Annotated in this window: 11 protein-coding genes; 6 read left to right on the top strand and 5 right to left on the bottom strand. The window is 61.7% G+C overall.

Annotation, left to right across the window (positions count from 1 at the left end; genetic code table 11):
• Positions 1-285 precede the first annotated feature (285 nt).
• Positions 286-4,434 (bottom strand): carbohydrate-binding protein, encoded by a 4,149-nt coding sequence (locus JIN78_RS02500; RefSeq protein ID WP_200390355.1) that lies wholly within the window; start codon positions 4,432-4,434, stop codon positions 286-288.
• 232 nt (positions 4,435-4,666) lie between these two features.
• On the opposite strand from JIN78_RS02500, the gene trpA reads away from it, so the two are divergent.
• Positions 4,667-5,461: a tryptophan synthase subunit alpha gene (gene trpA, locus JIN78_RS02495; protein ID WP_307832970.1), complete on the top strand. Its 795-nt coding sequence runs from the start codon at positions 4,667-4,669 to the stop codon at positions 5,459-5,461.
• An 81-nt stretch (positions 5,462-5,542) separates the two neighbouring features.
• On the top strand, positions 5,543-6,442 hold the full coding sequence (locus JIN78_RS02490; RefSeq protein ID WP_200390353.1) for an alpha/beta fold hydrolase: 900 nt from the start codon (positions 5,543-5,545) through the stop codon (positions 6,440-6,442).
• 345 nt (positions 6,443-6,787) lie between these two features.
• On the opposite strand, the gene secD is transcribed toward JIN78_RS02490, so the two are convergent.
• The 3 genes from secD to tgt are packed head-to-tail and all read right to left on the bottom strand — an operon-like array spanning position 6,788 to position 10,686.
• The gene (secD, locus tag JIN78_RS02485) at positions 6,788-9,169 is read right to left on the bottom strand and encodes a protein translocase subunit SecD (protein WP_200390352.1); all 2,382 of its coding nucleotides are present in this window, start codon (positions 9,167-9,169) and stop codon (positions 6,788-6,790) included.
• A gap of 42 nt (positions 9,170-9,211) precedes the next feature.
• Positions 9,212-9,565, bottom strand: a complete 354-nt coding sequence (gene yajC / locus JIN78_RS02480; protein ID WP_200390351.1) for a preprotein translocase subunit YajC — start codon at positions 9,563-9,565, stop codon at positions 9,212-9,214.
• Positions 9,562-10,686, bottom strand: a complete 1,125-nt coding sequence (gene tgt, locus JIN78_RS02475) for a tRNA guanosine(34) transglycosylase Tgt (protein WP_200390350.1) — start codon at positions 10,684-10,686, stop codon at positions 9,562-9,564. The genes yajC and tgt overlap by 4 nt, the downstream gene beginning before the upstream one ends.
• A gap of 257 nt (positions 10,687-10,943) precedes the next feature.
• Between tgt and JIN78_RS02470 the strand changes: the two genes are divergently transcribed.
• Entirely contained in the window at positions 10,944-13,292 is a 2,349-nt protein-coding gene (locus JIN78_RS02470) for an OmpA family protein (RefSeq protein WP_200390349.1), read from the top strand.
• A gap of 14 nt (positions 13,293-13,306) precedes the next feature.
• Positions 13,307-14,053, top strand: coding sequence for an alpha/beta fold hydrolase (locus tag JIN78_RS02465; protein WP_200390348.1), 747 nt, complete (start codon positions 13,307-13,309; stop codon positions 14,051-14,053).
• Between the two features lie 33 nt (positions 14,054-14,086).
• On the opposite strand, the gene JIN78_RS02460 is transcribed toward JIN78_RS02465, so the two are convergent.
• Positions 14,087-14,911 (bottom strand): LamG-like jellyroll fold domain-containing protein, encoded by an 825-nt coding sequence (locus tag JIN78_RS02460; protein WP_200390347.1) that lies wholly within the window; start codon positions 14,909-14,911, stop codon positions 14,087-14,089.
• A gap of 188 nt (positions 14,912-15,099) precedes the next feature.
• Here JIN78_RS02460 and JIN78_RS02455 point away from each other — a divergent pair, with 188 nt between their 5' ends.
• Entirely contained in the window at positions 15,100-17,967 is a 2,868-nt protein-coding gene (locus JIN78_RS02455) for a PSD1 and planctomycete cytochrome C domain-containing protein (protein ID WP_200390346.1), read from the top strand.
• Positions 17,968-17,975: 8 nt separating this feature from the next.
• Positions 17,976-19,403, top strand: coding sequence for a DUF1501 domain-containing protein (locus JIN78_RS02450; protein ID WP_200390345.1), 1,428 nt, complete (start codon positions 17,976-17,978; stop codon positions 19,401-19,403).
• The last annotated feature ends 21 nt before the right edge of the window (positions 19,404-19,424 follow it).

Below are 19,424 nucleotides of genomic sequence, written 5' to 3'. Positions count from 1 at the left end.
TTTATGCCCATTTTTCTCTCCGCCAAGCGGGAATCGGGATTATTGAGTTCAGAGTTCAGAGTTCAGAGTGCGGATCTTAAGTGGTGCAGATACGGAAGCTGACCAGGGAACTACTTGGCACCACGAGATTGCGCGGAGGATCGTAAAATGGGATGGGGGTGAAAGCCCTTTGCCTTCTGCTCGGGAGGCGACTGAGGGCTTGGATGACAGGGGGGAGGTTGGCACAAAAAAAGCGGGACCGGCTGGTCCCGCTTGTCGTTTAAGAATGCTGGGAGCGAGTCGCTTTTACTCGACGGTGGCTTGGAGGCGGAAGAAGTGCTTCGCGTTCGTGGTGGCCGAGTAGTTGAAGAGCACTTCGATTTCGAGGAGACCTCCATTTCCGGCGAAGACGGGTCCTACCGCTTCCCAGTCATTGGCCTCCATGGTGTCGCTGCCGTAGACCTGGTAATTCACTCCTTGTTGCGACTCCTCCACCGTGAAGCTAAGTTGCTCCGCCTGGGTGCCATCGAGCCCGAGAGTGAGGTTGGCGATGACCACTTTGGCGGGGTCGATAATCACGGCCTCGGCCTCGGTGGTGGCGCTAGCAATGGCCGAGTCCGGTCCGGCCTCGCCCGCAAAGGTCGCGCTCACAACGTAGTAATAGGTGGTTTCGGGTGAAAGCCCGCTATCGGCGTAGCCGGGGGAGAGAAGCCCTTCGGCCACGGGGAGGAAGGGGCCTTCGCTCGCCGTCGCGCGCTTGACGGTGTAGCTTCCGGCTCCCTCGGTGGCTTCCCAGTTCAAGTCGATTTGCTCGCTGCCCGTTGCGCTGGCGGTGAGGCCGGTGACGGGGAGGAGCACGGTGGTGTCCTCGTTGACCGAAAACCAGTTGAGGTTCATCAGGTAACCGCCTGCGGGGTCGGCGGCTTCCTCGGCGAATTCGAGGTAGAGGTTGTAGATGCCGGCCGGGACGCTGAGGGTGGTGGTCAGGGTCTCGTAGTTCTGCCAGCCTCCGGTCTCGGGCACGGCCACTTCCCCGAGGACGGGGCCTTCGGCGCTGCCTTCGCGCACGCGGATGAGGGCCGGGAGGCCGCCATTGGGACGAGCGGCGCGGAAGCTCACGGTGGCATTGGTAGCGAGCGCGACACTGCCGAAGCGGAGGAAGTCGCCGTGGTTGGTGTGGCAGATGTTTTCCCCTCCATCGACATCGCTCGCGGTTTCGGTGCCGGTCCCCCATTGGTGGGAGTAGTCTTCGGCTTCGAAGCGCCGGGGGGCGAAGTCCTCGCCATCAAGCAGGATTTCAAAGCAGCAAACCGATTCGCCGGGGATGGTGGAGGCGAAGGAGGTGCCGGAGGTGACGGCCTCGTAGCTGACAAAGCCTTCCACCTCGGCGGGGTCGATCCAGTGGGTGCGGCGCACCGAGGAGCCCTCGATGGTGCGGCCGGAGGGCGTGATGATGAGGGGCACGGAGGCCGCGTTCTCGTTCACGATCCAGACTGTCATCAGGTTGCCCTTGATGAAGGCCGCGACATTGCGCGGGATGTCGTCATCATTGGAGCCCAGCGGGGCGGTGAAGAGATCGGGTTCTTCCAGAATGTCGAGGGCGTGACCGTAGTTGGAGGTCGAGCTGAGCTTCTGGAAAATGTGATACTTCACATTGCGTTGGGGAGTGCCACTGGGGTTCAGGATGTAGGAGTGGCCCTGATTGGTGGTTCCGATGGCGAGCCAGCCATTGAGACCGCCAAAGCCAGCCCGGACCGCTTCGAGGTAGTAGTAGAAGGACGTGGTCTCGTTCTCGTTGGAAGTGCTCTTCCAGCCGTGGACCTCGGTGTTCCAGATTTCGACATCGTCACCCAGTTCGGCGCGAGCAGTGGCGGCGAAGGATTGAGCGTCGCCGGTGCGGTCGGTGTTGTGGGAGGCGGCGATGGCGATGGCTTCTTTGTCTCCACTGTCGAGATTGCTGATCCAGCTTCGCCCTTGGGAATAGTTCCAGGAGGAGGGCGCGACGATGAGGGGGATGTCCTCCGGCGCGAGGAAGAGGTCGGGCTCCACTTCCGAGTAGTTCCAAGGATTCTCAAAGTAGGTCACGTTCAGGTATTCATGGATGTTGTCCATGTCGTCCTGGGTGAGGCGGCCGCCGCCCACGTTGCTCTGCCACTCGTTGGTGATATCGAGGAAGCTGATTTGGAAGCCCTCGTTTTTCATGAGCAGGAGGTAGCGCACGAGGTATTCCGCGCACTTTTGCCAGTCAAAGTCGAAGTTGCTGTTGTTGCCAGTGGCTCCGGTGATCCAACGGGGGTAGGGTTGCCAGGCGACTCCGCTTTCCGCTTCGTTTTGGGGGCGGGGAGAGGCAAAGAACTTGAGCTGGGGGTTGGCCTCCTGCATTTCGCGCATGAGGGGGAGGATTTTGTTCCCGTAGGCGCTGTAGTTGTAGCTGCCTTCGGTGAGTTCGTAGCCCCCATTGACCGCCACGCGGATGAAGTCCACGTCCGCATCCACGGTGGTCCAGCGGGCGATCTGGTCCCGCTCGGAGCCATTGAGCCCGCCGGTCCAATACCAGAGGCGCTCATAGTCCATGCCGTAGCGCATCTTTTGCTGGGGCGTGTTGCCAATGGTCAGGGCATGGCCGAGGGGGTCGCCCTGGGCAGTGAGGAGGAGGCGGCCATTGGGGCCGGAATTGTCGATGGTGAAGGACCAGATGCTGGTGTCCACTCCGGGAGCGAAGGTCAGGCCCTGGTCGATGATGTCGCCATTTTCCACTTCCAGCACGGTCCAGGTGCCGCCGCCTTCGGTGAGGTTGTGGTAATCGACGTCGAGGAGGGCGCCGTTGGCGAAAGTGGCCGAGGTGCCGCTGGTGTTTTCGGCACTGTCCTTGATGAGGATGGGAGTCACCCCGCCGAAGTCGATGCCCACCTGCAGGACCGAGCCGCTATGCTGCTCCCAGAAGCCATCGCTGTCGTCATTGGCTCCCGCGATGGCGATCTCGCTTGCGGTGGAGCCCAGAACCGCGAAGGTGCCCTGGCCGGCATGGGTGGCATCGCCGAGCTTGATTCCGGTGCGGGTGGCGAAGGAGCCGCCCGAGATCGTCAGGGTGCCGTCGCCGGCGTCGCTGAAGTTGGAGTGGGCCCCGAGGAAGAGGGAGTAGCCGTTCCTAGCCCGGCCGATGCGCAGCTCTCCGTTGCTGAGATTGTAGTGGGCGTCGTTGCCCACCGTGCGGCCGATTTCGAGGGCATTGAGCCCGAATTCGCCACCGGTTTGGTTCACGGTGCCATCGAGATTGCTGTAGGCGGAGGAGAGTTCTGCAGCCTGGATCTCGCCGCCGGAGAGGTTGAGGGTGCCCCCGGTCATGCGAAAGCCGCGCAAGTTGGCGCTCAGTCCATTGGCCTCGGTGTAATCGATGGTGCCGCTCTCGATGTGGACATATTTGCCATCAGCGACGCCGAAGTTATTGGTCCAGTTGGCGGGGTTGCCCCAGTCCGAGTTCTCCGAGCCATCCCAATAGACATCGCGATTGACTGGTTCGTTGGAAGTGACGGTGAGGAGGCCGTTGTTGCCGGAGTTGTCGATGGCAAAGGACCACACGCTGGTGTCCACTCCCGGGGCAAAGGCGAGGCCATTGTCGACGATGTCGCCATTCTCCAGCTCCAGCACGGTCCAGGTGCCCCCGCCGGAAGCGCCCGCGTAGTAGGAAACGTCGAGGAGGGTGCCATTCTCAAAAACCGCCGCTGTTCCGCTCTCGTCGCCGCTGCCATCATGGATGACGATGGGAGTGACGCCTCCGAAGTCGACGCCCACGCGGAGGGTGGAGCCGGGGAGTTGGTTCCAGGCGCCGTCGCTGTCCTCATTGTTGGCTCCGATTCCAATGCTGCTGGCCTGTGAGCCGAGGACGGCGAAGGTGCCTGCTCCATTGCCATTGGTCGAGCCCAGTTGCACCGCGCCCCGGGTCAGGAGGCTTCCGCCGGAAATCTCGAAGGTGCCGGTGCCGCCATCGTCATTGGCCTTGTTGCCCCCAAGGAAAATGGACGAGCCCGAGAGGCCGCGCGCAATGAGCAATTCTCCCGCAGTCACTTGATAGAGGCCGGTTTTGCCGTTGCCCGTGCCGACCTGCAGCTGGTTGAGGTGCACGGTGGCCCCCTCCTGGCTCGCGGTGCCGTCCACCGTGTTTTGCCAGTTCGGGTGGGCGGTGGCTTTGAAGAGTCCGCCCTGAAAGGTCAGGGTCGCTCCATCCAGCAGGACGCTGTTGTAGTTCACCTCCCGGTCGCTGTCGAAGGTCACGGTGCCGCTGTTGATGCGCAAGACGTCGCCCTCGGCGGGTTGGGTATTGCTATCCCAGTTGGCGGCGATTTCCCAGTCGCTACTGGTCGCGCCCGTCCAGTTCAGGTCGGCGGCGGAGGTATGGAGGGAGAGAAGCCCGAGCACGAGGGCGGGCCTGAGTTGGGTCAAGATCATGGTTTTCATGGCAAAAAAGCGGTCCGGAAACACCTGGGGGGATGGCTTGGCTGGACAGCGGAGGCCGCCCCGGCGCTGTCATGGCAACGGGCGACTGGCCATCAAGTTAGGGCCGGAGGGCTGGATTTTCAGGAGAAACACGTTCACCCTGTTGACTTTGTTGGCGCGGTCTGCGGGCGAGGAGAGCACAAATTCGCATTCGAGACTTCCGCTTTCTCTCCCGAAAGGTGAGATTGCGCCAGTGAATCGATTGGACAGCACCTTTGAGAAATTGCAGGCGGAGGGAAAAAAGGCCTTCGTAGCGTATGTGGCAGCGGGTGACCCCGACTTCGACCGTTCCCTCGCCATCATGTGTGGCCTGGCCGAGGCCGGAGTCGACGTCATCGAGATGGGCCTCCCTTTCTCCGATCCTCTCGCTGATGGCATTGTCAATCAGATGGCTGCCGGTCGCGCGCTCGCGGCTGGGGCCAGCACTGCGGGTTGCCTGGAGCTCATTCGCGAGTTCCGCCAGCGCCACGAGACCCCGCTGGTGCTCTTCACCTACCTCAATCCCGTCTTTACCTACGGTTACGAGAAATTCCACCAGGATGCCGCGGCGGCCGGGGCCGATGGCATCTTGCTCCTCGACCTCCCCCCGGATGAAGCCGCGCGCAATGCCGACTTGGCGCAGGGGGCGGGGCTGCATCACATCCAGCTCATCGCGCCGACCACTCCCGAGGAGCGGGTCAAGTTGTTGGCGGAGAATTCGCAGGGCTTTCTCTATGCCCTCTCCCGCACGGGAGTCACCGGGGCCCACGGAGCCCCCTCCGAAGGCATTGGCCAAGTCGTCGATCGGATTAAAAAATACACCGACACCCCGGTCTGTGTGGGCTTCGGCATCAATACCCCCGAGCAAGCGGCGATGGTGGCCAAGGTCTCCGATGGCATCATCGTGGGTTCGGCCATTGTCAAAATCGTAGAAAACAACGCTGACGATCCGGCAGTGGCGGAGAAGGTGCAATCCTTCGTCAGCGAGTTGGTGGCCGCCATCCGCTAGGGTGGCGAGCATCGGCTGGAGTGATGCTGCCATCGGAAAGTTCGATGACCCCGGCGGAGCTGCTGTGCTAGCTTGGGGCTTGTGAACGAAACGAATTTTCTCACCCTCTCCAGCGGTCGACGCTTGTGCTATGCCGAGTATGGCGACCCTCAGGGCCGGCCTTTGATGTATTTTCATGGCTGGCCTTCCTCGCGTCTGCAGGCGGCGGCCTTGCATGAACTCTGCGTGGAAAAAGGGGTGCGCCTCATCGCTCCCGACCGCCCGGGGGTGGGGAAGTCCGAGCTGCAGCCGGGGCGCACCCTGCGCGATTGGCCCCCCTTGGTCATTGAGCTAGCCGATTCTCTTGGCTGGGACAAGTTTTCCGTCATGGGGGTCTCCGGAGGCGGTCCCTATGCGGTGGTGGCGGCCGCTGGCCTGCCCGGGCGGGTAGAACAGACGGCAGTGGTCTGTGGGGCTCCGCCCCTGGCGAAATTCCCCGATCGCTCGGCGATGATGTGGCCTTACCGCGCCCTCTTGCGCATCCGCCCCCATGCCCCCTTCCTCATCCCCGGTATTCTGCGGGCCTCGCATTGGATTTCACAGTTTCCTCCTGAAAAGGCCCCCATGTCGTGGGTCATGCGGTGGACGGCACAGGCCGATCGGGAGGCTTTGCAAGGGGCGGAGAGTTTCGAGACCGTGACGCGCAGTTTCCGCGAGGGAATCTCGGCGGGCACGGCGGGGGTGCAGATCGATGGCGACGTCTACACCGATGACTGGGGTCTCGATTTCTCGCAAATCACCGTTCCCATCGAGTTCTGGCACGGCGAGGAGGACCGCAACATCCCCTTTGCGATGGTGAAGGAGTATGCCTCGTGGATTCCCGGCGCGCGCACCCGCTATTTTCCCGGGGAAGGGCACTACTCCATCATCGCCCGCTCTAATGAGGGGGTGCTGGAGAGCTTGTTCGGGGAAAAGGAGAAGGTCGCGGCGGTGGAATCCTAGCGCGATGGAGCCCTGCAACCTGCAGGGAGGCATTGTCCGGTCCCGATGGTGTCCTGCAGCTTGCAGGGAGGCATCGTCCGACCCCGATGGCGTCCTGCAGCTTGCAGGGAGGCATTGTTCGGCCCCGATGGTGTCCTGCAGCTTGCAGGGAGGCATTGTCCGGCCCCGAAGGCGTCCTGCAGCCTTGCAGGAAGGCATTGCCCTGTCGCGAAGGCGTCCTGCAACCTTGCAGGAAGGCATTGCCCGACTCCGCTGGCCCATCAGCTGGGTGGCGATGGGGGCAGAAAAAAAGCGCGGGGCCGGAGCCACGCGCTTTTGGGAAAAGATTGTTCTGTCTGGCCAGGCCTAGCCTTTGCCGGGATTGACCTGGGCTTCCAGCTGGGCGTCGATGACTTCCGCGCGCAGGTTGGTGCCGCGCTTCTTGGACCACCAGGAGACTACGGGGGCGGCGACGAAGATGGAGGAGTAGGTTCCCACCACCACGCCAATCATCATGGCAAGGGCGAAGTCGCGCATGGCCGCACCACCGAAGATGAAGAGCACCAGCACCGCCACAAAGGTCGTCGCGGAGGTTAGGATGGTCCGCGAGAGGGTGGCGTTGATGGCCTCGTTCATGATCTTGTTGATGTCGCCACTGCGCATCTGCAGCTGCTCGCGGATACGGTCAAAGACCACGATGGTGTCGTTGATGGAGTAACCGGCGATGGTCAGGATGGCCCCCACGTGGATGAGGGAGAATTCCCGGCCCAGCAGGATGAGGATGCCGATACAGATGATGACATCGTGGGCTAGGGCGACGAAGGCACCGAGCGCGAAGGAGAATTCGAAGCGCAGGGTGATGTAGATGAGGATGCCGAAGAGGCCAATGCCGAGGGCGATGAGGGAGTTCTTCAGGAAGTCGCCGCCGAGGGCCGCTGAGACCGTCTCGGTGGAATACTCGATGTCACCCAGCTCGGGGAAGCTGGCGCGCAGTTGCGTCACAATGGCGGGCACGTCCTTCTCCGAGGAGCGCACGGCCAGCGAGAAGCCGGAGGCGGACTGCTCTTCCTGCACCTGGGGCTCCTTGGCGAGGCCTTCGGTCTTGTTGACTTCTTCCTGCACTTTGGCCACGGGCAGTTCGTTGTCACCCAGCTCGAAGCGGGTGAGGGCACCGCCGGTGAAGTCGATGCCGAGAGCCCCTTCACGCTTGATGCCAGTCATCAGCAGGGAGCCCACGATGAGGACGGAGGAGATGACGAAGGCGATTTTGCCTTTGGAAAGGAAGTCCATGGTCTTCTCCGGCACCACATTGAGGAAGTTGAGCTTCTTGACCATGCCGGCATCCTGGAACCACCAGAAGAGGATGCGGGTAACGAGCAGGGCCGCGAACATGGAGGCGAGGATACCGATGGTGAGGGTGATGGCGAAGCCCTTGACCGTGCCCGAGGCGCGCCAGAAGAGGATGAGGGCGGTGATCAGGGTGGTGATGTTGGCGTCGAAGATGGCGGAGAAGGCCTTGTCGTAAGCGGCGGAGATGGCCGCCCCAATGGACTTGCCGGCTGCCATTTCCTCGCGCAAGCGCTCGAAGATGAGGACGTTGGCATCGACCGCGACCCCGATGGTGAGGATGATGCCCGCGATGCCCGGCAGGGTGAAGGTGAAGCCGAACATGGCCATGGAGCCGAAGAGAATGAGGATATTCACCAAGAGACCGAGAAGGGCGATGATGCCTGCGAAGCGGTAGTAGATGGTGACGAAGACGAGGGTGAGGGCGAGACCGGCCACCCCGGCGTAGATGCCTTGCTTGATGGTGGCATCCCCAAGACGGGCGGAGACCTGCCGTTGCTCCTCGATGATGAGGGGATTGCTCAAGGGGTTGCGCAGCTGCTGGGCGAGGCGCTCGACGACGGCGGTGCCGCCGGAGATGCCGGTGATGATGAACTTGCTGCCGAGGTTTTTGCTCTGGAAGCCGGGGGCGCTGAGGACCTTGCCATCAAGGACGTGGGCCATGCGGTCGCGGCCGGGGGTGATGGTGGCGGTGTAGTCGCGCATCTTGCGCCCACCTTCGCCGGTGAGCTCGATATTCATCACGCCGGGGCGGGAGTAGTCGGGGAAGGCGGCCTTGATCTCGCTGCCGGAGACCTTCACGCGGCGCTCCACGAGGATGGGACGGGTGACGGGCTCACCGTTCTCGTCGAGGAGGGGCTTGCCTTCCTCGTCATCGACGGGCTCTTGCAAAAGTTCGTAGCCAGCGGGGCGGGTGACCGCTCCGGAAGCCACCTGCGGAGCGAGGGTGTCGTTGTCGGAATGCACGGCGCGGAAGTTCAGCACGGCCTGCTTCTGGAGAATGGCCGCGATTTCCTTGGCTTCCTCTTCGGTGGTGCCGGGCATCTCGATGGTGATGCGGTCGTCACCCTGGGCCTGGATGGTCATGTCCTTCACGCCATCGGGGTCGAGGCGGTCGGCAATGACGGAGATGGCGGTTTGCTGGTCCTCGGGGCTGACGGGCACGGGCTGGCCCTGGTCATCCTTCTTGGGGTCCACCCGCACGGTGAAGGCGGAACCACCAGCGAGGTCGATACCGGAGCGCAGGCCTTCGGTCTGGATGGCCAGGCCGCAGAGCAGAGCGACCACCGCAGTCACAGTGGTGCCGATTCGCTTCTTGTTGCGGTGCTTCTCGGCCGCAAAGTAGGCAAAGAGGAGGCCGAGAATGAGAAGGCCAACAAAGAAAATAATGTAGGGATTCATGGGATCTAACTATCGAAAGAGCGCGTCCGGTGGGACGCGGGATTACTTTTTACCGTTCTTTTCCTCAGCTTTTTCAGCTTTCAGCTTTTTCACGGAAGCTACTGAGGTTTTGTCGAAGGTGAGGAAAACATTGTCGCCGCCGACCTTGAGGGTGACGGTTTTGTCCGAGAGACTGTGCACACTGCCGTGGAGGCCGCCGGTGGTGATCACCTTGTCGCCTTTTTCCAGCGAGTCGATACGCGCTTGCAGCTCTTTGCGTTGCTTCTGCTGGGGGCGGAAGATGAGCAGGTAGAAGATGGCCACCATCAGGATGATGGGCACGAGCTGACTGGCCAAGGGGTTGCCTCCGCTGGAGGCTTGCGCGAGAAGGGAGAGGGAATCGAAATGGAATGTCATTTTGCTTGGGCTGTGTAGCGAGCGGTGAAGTCCTCGCGGAAGGCGGTGAATTCGCCTGCCACAATGGCCTTCCGCGCTTCGCGGGTCAGGCGAAGGTAGAAATCAAGATTGTGGAATGAAAGCAATCTTAAAGCGAGCATTTCCCCGGCCTTGAAGAGGTGGCGGAGATAGGCGCGCGAGAATCCGGCGAGGTGGGGATGGCAATCGGGAGTGAGGGGGCGGGGGTCGTCAGCGTATTTGAGGTTCTTGATGTGGATGGGGCCATCGGCAGTGAAGGCGAGCCCGTGGCGGGCGGATCGGGTGGGGTGCACGCAGTCGAACATGTCGACGCCGCGGGCGATCATCTCGAGGATCTGGGTGGGAGTGCCCAGGCCCATGGCGTAGCGGGGCTTTTCCTTGGGCAGGAAGGGCTCGGCATTGTCGATGGCGGCGAACATTTCTTTCTCCGGCTCCCCGACGGAGACGCCGCCGATGGCATAGCCGTCGAAGTCGAGGTCGACGAGGTCCTTGGCCGAGCGCTCGCGCAGGTCGGGATACACGCTGCCCTGCACGATGCCGAAGTGCTGCTGGCGGCCGGTGCTGGCGCGGTTCTCCTCCACCCACTGCTTGCAACGCCGGGCCCAGCGGCTGGTCAGTCCGGTGGACTCCTCGGCGTAACCGCGCTCGCAGGGGTAGGGCGGGCATTCGTCGAAGAGCATGGCGATATCCGAGCCGAGGATGGACTGGATTTCCATGGAGGTCTCGGGGGTCAGCTCGAGCCGCGAGCCATCGAGGTGGGATTGGAAGGTGACCCCTTTTTCCGAGATTTTGCGCAGTTTCGCCAAGGACCAGACCTGGAAGCCGCCGGAATCGGTGAGGAGGGCATTGGGCCAGTCCGCGAAGCCGTGGAGGCCGCCCATCTTGCCGATGATCTCGGTGCCCGGGCGCAGCCAGAGGTGGTAGGTGTTGCCGAGAATGATCTTGGCCCCTAACTCCTCCTTGAGTTCCCGGGGATGGAGGGTCTTTACCGTGGCCTGGGTGCCCACCGGCATGAAGACCGGGGTCTCGATCTCGGCATGGGGGGTGGTCAGCAGACCGGCGCGGGCCTTGCTCTCGGGGTCGGTGGCATCGAGGCGAAACATAAAAGAGCGCGCACCCTCTGCTTGTTCCGTCCATCTGTCCAGTTTGAAAGGGGGGTGCATTTTGCTTAAGGAAATTGAAGTATTTTCGCGGAGCAGGAAAAGTGGGGGCGCCGGGCGGAGGAAGGGATGAAAGAGACGCAGTTTGCGGGGATTCCTCTTCCCGGAGCCCCGCCAAGGAAGCGGGGAGAGGCCTTTTTTCTCCTGATGGGAGGCTTTCTCTTTGTTTCGGAGGGAATCTTCGTAAAGTCATCGCCGACATGAAGAGGGCGTTTATTTTACTAGCGACCGCCAACTTGGCCTGGGGCCAGGAAGCGGCGGTGACTCCCAAAGAGGAGGTGACCGGAGCAAATATTGGCATCGTTCCCATCGGGGAATATGAAAAGGCTGCGGCTGAGATTGACCGCTTGCGGAGTGAGCTCGACCAAGCTTTGCAAGGAAAGGCCGGAGCCCAGCGGGCTTTGGAAAAGCAGGGCGAAACGGCGGTCAACGTGGCCGAGCTGCGCCAGCAATTGCAGGCGGCCCGGCAGAAGGCCGCGCAAGCCCTGCGGGCCAGCGAGCAAGAACAAAACGAGTTTGCAGCCCGGGAAAAGCAGTTGGCTGCCAAGGTCAACAAGATTGAAGCGGATCGCGCCAAGGTGGACGCCGACTTCGAGCGCCGGCTGGCCGGTCTGCAGGCGGAGTTTGGCCAGCAAAAGGGCAAGTGGGAGGGCCAATTGGCCGAGGTGGAAAAAGAACGCGACGCCGCTCAGCGCAAATTGGAGGAATCCGAATTGACCCGGGTTCGCGACAATGAGGCCTGGCGCAAGGCGGTTGCCGACTGGCGCCAGAAAGCAGAGAAAGCTCTGCGCACCGCCCAGGTGCGGGAAGCCCAGACTGCAGTGGCCAATACCGCTCGCCTGGCCAAGGAGTGGCAGAGCGAGCGCTCGCAGCTGGAGGAAAAAGTGGTCGCCTTGGGAGAGCAGGTCAGCGGTCTGGAGAAAGAACTCGGGGTGAGCCAGGAAAAAGCGGCCCAAGTGGTGACCTTGCAGCAGAATTTGCAGGAGAAATCACGCGCGCTGGCCGAAATCGGTGCCGAGTCCGCCCGGCTGGCCGAGGTTTGGAAAAAAGAGCGCGCGGAAACCCAGTCCGAACTGGAGAAGCTGCGCCAGCAGAACGCCACGTCCGCGGAGGAGCTTCAGCAACGCGACCAGCGGATGGCCGAGCTTGAGAAAAGCCTTGCCGACAAAGACGCCGCCCTCAATTCCCTGGCCGCCGAAGCGGAACAACTTGCCAAAAATTGGACCGAACAACGGGGTGGTCTCCAGAAGACCATCGACCAATTGGAAGCCAAGGTCTCCGGCCTGGACCAGAAGCTGACTCAGGCGGTCGAGAGAGAACGCCTGGCTATCAAGAATGGTCAAAAGGCCAATCAGGAAATCAGCACCAAACTGGCTACCCAGGTGGCGTTGGCCGCCAAGCTGAAGCAGGATTTGGGAGCGGTGCAAGAGAGCGAAAAAGGGCTCAAGGGCAAGCTGGCCGAGTTGCAGGGCGAATTGGACCGGCTCAAGTCCGAAGTCAGCGATTACCGCAGTCAAAAGGAGGCGGATGCCCAGGCTCTGGCCGCGCTGAAGGAGGAACTCAAGGAGCTCAAGGCTCATCATGCTGAGACCGAAAAGGAGCTTGCCCAGACTACCGAGAGCCTGGCGGCGGCCAAAGCGGAGGCCGAGAAGCTGAAAGCCCGGACCCAAGAGTTGGAAAGCCAGCTCGCCACCACTCGTGAACAGCTGAACCAGGCTCGGCAGGAGGCCCGGACCCATGCCGGGGCGAAGGAAGAAGTGGCTCGCAAGAGTGCCCAGATCAATCATTTGGAAACCCAGTTGGGCCGTCTCACGGTTGCGCAACAAGAGCTTGAAGGCACCCTCCTGACCACCATGGGAGATTTCGAGAAATTGCAAAAATCCTACCTCGAGCTCCAAGCGAAATCCGGAGGAGAAGCCAAAGGCGCGCAAGAGGCGATCGCGCGGCGAAAGGAGGCCGAGGCCGAGCTGGAAAAACTGCGTGAGAAACTTCGCGTGGAAGAGGAAAAGCTGAAAAAAGCCCGTCAACAAGTCGAAGAGGTCGAGAAAGAAAAGGAAGATGCCGAGCAGGATGCGGCCAAGGGAAAGGCGGCCTTGGGAAAGCTTGAAACCGAGTTGCAGAAGGCTCGCCGGGAACTCGGCGACCTGCAACTCGGGCAATCCCAACTCACTCGTGAGGTGACCGCGCTGCGCGAGCGCTTTCTCTCCATCGAGCCCGTGCGCTATCAGCTGGCCTCCGCCGATGTGGTGGCCCAGCAGCAGCGGGTCCTGGCCGAGGTGCGCCAGATTCTGGAGGTCTATCCCGAGACGCACTTTGCGATCAAAGGGCATACCTGTAATCTGGGGAGCAAGGAGGGTAACCAGAAGCTCAGCGAACAGCGAGCGGCTGGCTTGCGCGATTTCCTCGTGGCGGCCGGATTGGCGGAAACCCTTTTTACGGAAGTGAGGGGCTGTGGCGACAACGAGCCGGAGGCCTCCAACGAGAGTGAACAGGGGCGGCGCCAGAACCGCCGGGTCGAGATCACGGTGCAACCCACCCCGCAAGGCTGAGGATGTCGGCACGCATGATTTGGTGTCTCCACGGAGCCATAGGCCGGGCCGGGGACTGGGACGATTTCTCGGGGGCCCTCGCCGCGCACGGGGAGACCTGCCGCGCGGTGGACTTGTGGCGCTTTCAAGAGTGTGACAGCCTCTCCTTTGCCGATTGGGCGGGGGCCTTTAATGCCGAGGTGGCTGCGGCCGGGGCGGCGGAGAATGTTCTCGTCGGCTATTCGCTGGGAGGTCGTCTCGCCCTGCATGCCCTCTTGGCGCGGCCTTCCCTGTGGCAAAAAGCGGTCATCGTCTCGGCCCACCCCGGGCTGCGAGCGGAGCCGGAGCGTTTCCAACGCATGGTGGTCGATGCCGAGTGGGCGGCCTCCGTGCTGACGGCGGACTGGGGGCAGTTTTTACGGAATTGGGATGAGCAGGGAGTGTTGCAAAGCGATGTGGTGCGGCCTGACCCTGATCCCCGGCTGAAGCTAGTCAACCGTCGGCGCGCCATTGCCCGTTCCTTTATGGAATGGTCCTTGGGCAAACAAGAAGATCTGCGTCCCCGTCTCGCGGAGATCAGTTGCCCGATACTCTGGTTGACGGGGGAGCGCGATGGGAAGTTCACCCGACTGGCAGGGGAAGCGGCTCCTCTTCTGTCCTGCGGCCGTCATCAGGCGGTGGCGGATTGCGGTCATCGCCTGCCCTGGGAGCGCCCGGAGGAGTTCCTTCGTCTGGTGCGCGAGTTCGTGTGCAAAAAAAAATCCGACCCGAAGGCCGGATGAGTCGAAAGAAGGGGTCGCGGAGGGGGGTGAGCCCTAGCGACGGCGGCGGAGGGCAAGGAGTCCGCCGGATAGAACGAGCAGAGCGGAGGATGGCTCGGGGATGACTTCGGCGGCATTGAGTCCGGCCAAGCCACCATTGTAGAGTGCTGTGATCTGCTCATCACTCAGGGCTTCGTCCCAGATGGCGAGGTCATCGACCAGACCGGTGAAGCGGCGACTGTCGTTGTTGCGGTCGGTGCCAAGTTGCCAGATCTGCCCACCAGCGTTGTAGCTGAGATCGTTAAATGTCGGCTGTGTGATGGTGGCAATGAGGTTTCCATTGAGATAAACTCCGCCGGTGCTGGATACCCCATCGCCCGCGAAGGTCATGACCAAGTGTTGCCAAACATTTTGCTCGAAAGCGGGGACGTCAACTCCGTGGCTACTTCCTACGGTCGGATTGTTGTAGCGCATGTCGGCTTGGCGGGTGCCTTCAACATTGATGCCCCAGTTGTCCTCTCCGCCTCCGGGAACAATGGGGTCGCCGCTCGTATTGTCGACAAAGTCGGCCCCAGTGGTGAAGATACCGCGATAGCCGGTCTGCCCGCTGGCCTCGTTTACCCAGATGGAAATGGTGAAGTTATTGCCGTTTCCGATAGCGTCATTGGCCACCATGACGTCGGCGGTGAGATCGATGGCTCCTCCCATCTGTCCCGTTGTCCAAGCCACAGTGCCATTGGTGGTGGTGAGGTTTTGCGGAGTGCCGGCAGAATCGGCGGCGGTTTGGCCGCTGGATTCGTCAAAGGTGTAGTGGGCAACAAGCGCGGCTTGGCTGCTGGCAGCACAAGCGAGGCTAAGAATGAGTGTTCGCTTTTTCATGGTTTTCTGTTTTAGGTGTTGGTTGCGAAGGTTGCCTTCGCGCTTTTTGGTTTTTTGAGAGGAACTCAAAGGAGTCACTGCTACCCGGACTGGAAATCGCCTCTTTTTTTTGCAATTCACCAAGGTGAGCGGAAAAGGGACAAGGGAATGCTGAAAACTTCGCGGCAAACTTGCCGTTCTGCTCTGCAGTGAGAGTCGTCCTTTTTTTTCAGTTTCTCCTTCTGGTGCGAGTGAGCGCGGAAGCCTTCAGTGCGGCAGATCTCGAGTTCTTTGAGCGCGAGGTGCGTCCTGTCCTGGCCGAGTCCTGCTACAGTTGTCACAGTGCGGAGGCCAAGAAGTTGAAGGCCGGGTTGTGGCTGGATTCGCGGGCTTCCATTCTCTCCGGAGGGGATACCGGTCCGGCCATCGTGCCGGGCGATCCCGATGCCAGTTTGCTGATCGAAACGGTGCGCTACAACAACGTCGATCTGGAGATGCCCCCCAAGTCCAAGTTGCCCGATGCGGCGATTGCGGCGCTGGAAAAGTGGGTTGCGATCGGGGCACCTTGGCCGGATGAACCCGATGACGGGGTCAAGCGGGCGGGAGGATTCGATTTGGAAGGGCGCCGCGACGAGCACTGGAGTTGGCATGGCCCCGAGGAGCGGGAGCTGCCGTCGGTGGAGCAACGGGATTGGCCGCAGGGACCGATTGACCATTTTATTCTCGCCCGCTTGGAGGAGGCGGGACTGAAGCCGGCCCCCGATGCCGACCGGCGCTCTTGGCTGCGTCGGGTGAGCTTCGACCTCACCGGGCTCCCGCCCACTGCGCAGGAGGTGGCGGATTTCCTCGCTGATTCTTCGCCGGAGGCTCATGCCAAGGTGGTGGATCGCTTGTTGGCCTCGCCCCGCTTTGGCGAAAAATGGGCCCGCCATTGGCTGGACCTCATGCGTTATGCGGATAGCTATGGGCACGAGTTCGATTATCCCATCCCCCATGCCTGGCGGTATCGCGATTACGTGGTGCGGGCCTTCAATGAAGATTTGCCCTACGACCAGTTTCTCGTCGAGCACGTGGCGGGTGATTTGGTCGAGCCCCGGGTCGAGGAGGGTTCGGGCCTGAATGAAGCGATTGTCGCGACCACTTCCTGGTGGCTGGGGGAGGCCAATCATGCGCCGACTGATGTGCGGGGGGATGAGGCTCTTCGTATCGACAATCAGATCGACGTTTTCTCCAAGACCTTCCTCGGCCTGACGGTGTCCTGTGCGCGCTGTCACGATCACAAGTTCGATGCCATTTCGACCAAGGATTTCTATGCCTTGGCGGGTTTCCTCCAGAGTAGCCGGCGGCGGGAGGCCTATCACGATCCGGATGGCCGCCTTTCGCAGGGGCTCTCCCGGTTGCAGGACTTGCAGCGGGAGGCTGCGGGACTTCTTTCCGAGAGCACGGGAGGAGGAGTTGAGGAACCTTCGCCCGGCGCGGAAGTCATCGAGTCTTTTGCGCAAGGGGTGCCTGCCGATTGGTTTGTCAGTGGTCCAGCCTTTCAGCCCGGTTCCCAGGGCCCGGCCGCAGAGGCGACCGTTGCGCTGGCTGATGAGGAGCGCCCTCTGGTGCCGGCGGGGGTGGTGCACAGCGGTCTTTTTGGGAAAAAACAGCAGGGGGTGCTGCAGTCGCCCACTTTTGAGCTCACCGAGCCCGAGATCCATATTCGGCTCGCGGCGACCGGTCCGGTGCGGGTGCGGGCAGTGATTGATGGCTACTTCATGACGGAGTATCATCAGTTGCTCTTCAAAGGGACCAATTTGGATTCAGGGCAGGCCAACACCAAGGGAGCCTTTGCATGGAAGACGTTGGGCGGAGATCTGCGGAAATACGTCGGGCATCGTATCTACCTCGAGTTTGCCGATTTGGGGAATGGCTACCTGGCTATCGACGAGATTGCCTATCGGCGTTCGGAGAAGCCGGAGTTTACCCAGCAAGCGGAGGCCGGGCTCAAGGAGGCCTTGCAGCCGATCTTCACGGAGGCTGCGGAGGTGGAGCAGTCTCTGCCCGCGCCCGTGGTGACCCTCGCTCTGCAGGAGGGCACTCCGGAGAATGAATTTGTGCACATCCGGGGCGGGCACAAGAGTCTTGGCGACGAGGTGCCCCGGCGGAATCTCACCGCCCTGGGCGAGGAGGCCTTCACCGTGCCCCCCGGGGCGAGTGGGCGGCTGCAGCTCGCGCAGTCCCTCATCGCGGAGGACCATCCCTTGACCGCGCGGGTCTATGTCAATCGCCTCTGGCACTATCTCACCGGAGTGGGTCTGGTGGCCTCGGTCGATGATTTCGGGGTGATGGGGGAAGAGCCGAGCCATCCCGCCTTGCTTGATTGGCTGGCTCGCGACTTCATCGCGCAAGGATGGTCCAGCAAGGCCATGATTCGCCAGATTGTGCTCTCCCGCACCTATCGCCAGGGGGTGGTGGCTGCGGAGGAAAATTCGGCCGACCTCATCGCGCAAGCGGACCCCAACAATCGTCTGTTGCATCACTTTCGGGTGCGCCGTCTCCCGGCGGAGGGGGTGCGTGATGCCATCCTGGCGGTCTCGGGCTCCTTGAGTGACCAGCATGGGGGCCCCAGTGTGCTCGTTCACCTCACTCCGTTTCTCTCGGGACGGGGGAAGCCGGAGAGTGGTCCCCTCGACCTCGATGGCCGGCGCAGTCTCTACCTCGCCATCCGGCGCAATTTCCTGTCGCCCTTTGAGCATGCCTTTGATCGTCCTATCCCCTTCACCACCATTGGGCGGCGAACGAGCTCCAATGTTCCGGCCCAGTCTCTGACCCTGATGAATGATCCCTTCGTGCTGGAAGAGGCCCGGCGCTGGGCGCGGACCTTGCTCGCGCTCCCGGCCAGCGAAGAGCGGCTGGAGTCGGCATATCTGGCCGCCTTCTCGCGCTCTCCTTCCGCCGAGGAAAGGGACCTCTTGCGTCAATTCCTGAGCAGTCAGCAAGAGCATTACCAGGCCGGGCCCGATGATGAGCAGCTCTGGACCGACCTCTGCCATTTGCTTATTAACCAGAAAGAATTTATCTATCTTAAATAACCGTCTCCATGCATTGCCAACGATTCACTCCCCGTCCTCTCACCCGTCGTCAGCTTCTGCAACAGGGAGCCCATGGCATCGGTGCGGTGGCGCTGGCCACTTTGTTGAACGATCGGGCTTTTGGCCGGGTGCCGGGGAGCGGTCTCGTGCAGTTGCCCCATCATCGCCCCAGGGCCAAGAACGTCATTTTCCTCTACATGGATGGCGGGCCTTCCCATATCGATACCTTTGATTACAAGCCTGCTTTGGCGAAATACAATGGGCAGAATGCGGCCGAAGTGATGGGTAAGCTGGAGCCCACCCAGTTTGACAATATTGGCTCCATCATGGGATCTCCCTGGGAGTTCAAGCAACACGGAGAGTGCGGGCACTGGGTGAGTAGCCTCTTTCCTCATGTGGCTAAGCACGCGGACAAGTTGGCCATGATCAAGTCCTGCACCTCACAATTTTCCGAGCACACCGCCGCCAATTACTTTCTCCATACTGGGTCGGGCTTGCAGGGTCGCCCGAGCATGGGGGCCTGGGTGGGCTACGGCCTTGGGAGCAGCAACCAGAACCTGCCCGGATTCGTCGTTCTCAATGGCGGCCTCATTCCGCCCGGGGGACTTGATAACTTCAATTCCAGCTTTCTCCCGGCGACTTACCAAGGCTCCATTTTCCAGTCAGGCAAGGAGCCGCTGGCCAATATCGTGCCCCAGGAAGCGCAGCCATCTCTCCAGCGCAACAAGCTTGCGACGCTTCGTAGTCTCGATCAGCTCGCGGTGGGCGATTTCGGGGGAGCGGAGGCGGTCGAATCTGCCATTGCCAACTACGAGACGGCCTATCGCATGCAGGCTGCCGTGCCCGACCTCATGGATCTGCGCGGCGAGACGGAGGCCACCCGCAAGCTCTATGGGCTGGATGAATCCTTCGAAGCCACCCGCACCTTTGGCGGGCAATGCCTCATCGCCCGGCGCCTGGTCGAGCGCGGGGTGCGCTTCATCGAGCTGACTTGCCCGAAGTGCACCGATGATCGCTGGGACCAGCACAGTAAGATGCGGCAGGGGCACGAGGCGAATTGCAAGGCGGTGGATCAGCCCATCGCGGGCTTGCTCACGGACTTGCAGAGCCGGGGGCTGCTCGAGGAAACCCTCGTCGTCTGGGCGGGCGAATTTGGCCGCACTCCCTTTGCGCAAGGGAAGAATGGTCGCGATCACAACCCCTTCGGCTTCACCATCTGGATGGCTGGCGGCGGAGTGAAGGGCGGGGCCAGCTACGGCGAGACCGATGAATTTGGCTACAAGGCGATTCAGGACCGCATTGAGATTCATGATCTCCACGCCACCATGCTGCACCTTCTCGGCTTGGAGCATGAAAAGAGCACTTTCCGCTTCGGTGGGCGCGATATGCGCCTCACTGATGTGCATGGCCACATCTTGCACGACATCATCGCCTAGCGAGAGAGTGCGCAAAGCTGC

It is taken from the genome of Roseibacillus ishigakijimensis, assembly GCF_016595415.1.
GTDB lineage: Bacteria > Verrucomicrobiota > Verrucomicrobiia > Verrucomicrobiales > Akkermansiaceae > Roseibacillus > Roseibacillus ishigakijimensis.
Note: the sequence above shows the minus strand (reverse complement) of the source record. Positions and strands in the feature narration are given on the sequence as shown.

Coding starts and splice junctions, on each gene's coding strand:
- JIN78_RS02470 (WP_200390349.1), top strand. CDS start 10,944: ATGAAGAGGGCGTTTATTTTACTAGCGACCGCCAACTTGGCCTGGGGC.
- JIN78_RS02460 (WP_200390347.1), bottom strand. CDS start 14,911: ATGAAAAAGCGAACACTCATTCTTAGCCTCGCTTGTGCTGCCAGCAGC.
- JIN78_RS02450 (WP_200390345.1), top strand. CDS start 17,976: ATGCATTGCCAACGATTCACTCCCCGTCCTCTCACCCGTCGTCAGCTT.
- JIN78_RS02465 (WP_200390348.1), top strand. CDS start 13,307: ATGATTTGGTGTCTCCACGGAGCCATAGGCCGGGCCGGGGACTGGGAC.
- secD (WP_200390352.1), bottom strand. CDS start 9,169: ATGAATCCCTACATTATTTTCTTTGTTGGCCTTCTCATTCTCGGCCTC.
- yajC (WP_200390351.1), bottom strand. CDS start 9,565: ATGACATTCCATTTCGATTCCCTCTCCCTTCTCGCGCAAGCCTCCAGC.
- tgt (WP_200390350.1), bottom strand. CDS start 10,686: ATGTTTCGCCTCGATGCCACCGACCCCGAGAGCAAGGCCCGCGCCGGT.
- JIN78_RS02500 (WP_200390355.1), bottom strand. CDS start 4,434: ATGAAAACCATGATCTTGACCCAACTCAGGCCCGCCCTCGTGCTCGGG.